The sequence below is a fragment of the Alteromonas sp. AO-Serp genome, assembly GCF_017849675.1.
In the GTDB taxonomy this organism is placed as follows: domain Bacteria; phylum Pseudomonadota; class Gammaproteobacteria; order Enterobacterales; family Alteromonadaceae; genus Alteromonas; species Alteromonas macleodii.
Genome location: NZ_JAFLMX010000315.1, coordinates 1 through 1,144, shown reverse-complemented (window position 1 = coordinate 1,144; position 1,144 = coordinate 1). Strand labels below are relative to the sequence as shown.

At 45.5% G+C, this 1,144-nt stretch carries 3 protein-coding genes; all 3 read right to left on the bottom strand.

Annotated elements, in window-relative coordinates; all coding sequences use genetic code 11:
* Nucleotides 1-151: type II secretion system protein (locus QVA83_RS19935; RefSeq protein ID WP_287498864.1), on the bottom strand; the 151-nt coding region annotated here is incomplete at its 3' end.
* A gap of 1 nt (nucleotide 152) precedes the next feature.
* The gene (locus QVA83_RS19930) at nucleotides 153-653 is read right to left on the bottom strand and encodes a type II secretion system protein (RefSeq protein WP_039236896.1); all 501 of its coding nucleotides are present in this window, start codon (nucleotides 651-653) and stop codon (nucleotides 153-155) included.
* Nucleotides 654-675: 22 nt separating this feature from the next.
* Nucleotides 676-1,144, bottom strand: a 469-nt coding sequence (locus QVA83_RS19925) for an agglutinin biogenesis protein MshB (protein ID WP_287498863.1), incomplete at its 5' end; no start/stop codon positions are given.

Genomic DNA, 1,144 nt, shown 5'->3' with positions numbered 1-1,144 from the left:
TGTTACGAACGACTTGAAGTGTGCGATCGCGAAGGGCGATAGCTTCTTCCGTATCGTTACCAAGAAAGCGAGGTGCGGCGGTTACCGCCAGCACCCCAATAACCAATATGGTTATGATAAGTTCTACTAATGTAAAACCGGCTTTCTTCACATTACTGAACGCAAGTGTTGACTACTATTGAAGGTCGAACCCCTTCACCTGTGGAGTTAAAGTACTCAACTGAACAAGGAGCAGTGGTAGTAGTAGGAGCTGTCGTAGAGTAGGTGCTAAACCCTTTTGCATATACGAGAACCGAGTTTGATGCTGTTATTTCAGCAGTACCAAAATCTGCAGACTCAATATCAAGCAGTGCAGCCATATTAGCATTAGTCGCTTCTGGATATCCGTTTACAATAGTCACGTTATCAGATCCAACATCTAACGTTACTGGTGTGTCCGTGGTACCCAAAACGTCGTTGATCAAAGCTTTACCATTAACAACCGACGCCGAGGTTTGAAGAGAGGCTTTAATTCCTTCAAGCGTTGCGTCACGCGCATCATCTTGAAGGTTCAAAAACTTAGGTGCTGCGGTTACCGCTAGAATACCCAGCAGTACAATAACAATGATTAACTCGATTAGGGTAAAACCCTGTTGTGTTGATACTTTTTGCATAATTAAACTTCCTAGGTATTAATTAAAAAACAGTAACCTGGCCAGTGGCTGGGTTGTAAGTGAAACCGTCGTACGTTGTACCGTCTGGCGTTCCGTCTGCCGGTGCTGAGCTATTAGGTAAACCCATAGATTCAACTAAGTAGTAAACACAAAGTGTATTTGCACCTGAGTCGTCCTCACGAACGGCATATCTGAAATCAGCGACAACTGTATCGCTGGTTGACGTTGTGTTCGTAGGGGCTGACTGAAGAATTAGGTCGAAGACGTTTTTACATTCAGTGCCGTTGACTGAAGAAATTAGCGTATTCCCCGTTGGGCTACCTGTAGGATAGCCAATGGTGCCATCTACCCCTACTTGGGTTTGATCGTAGGTAACTACAGTACCGTTAGCACTTCCATTATTGCCACTTGGACGCCCCTCTACTTCCCATTGGGCTCTTACAAGTCCCACTGCTGCTGCAAAGCCGCCAGCAACACCTTCAACACTTGCT

What these genes read in the sequence shown, in the direction of transcription:
- QVA83_RS19930 (WP_039236896.1), bottom strand. Translation starts at nt 653, where the DNA reads ATGCAAAAAGTATCAACACAACAGGGTTTTACCCTAATCGAGTTAATC.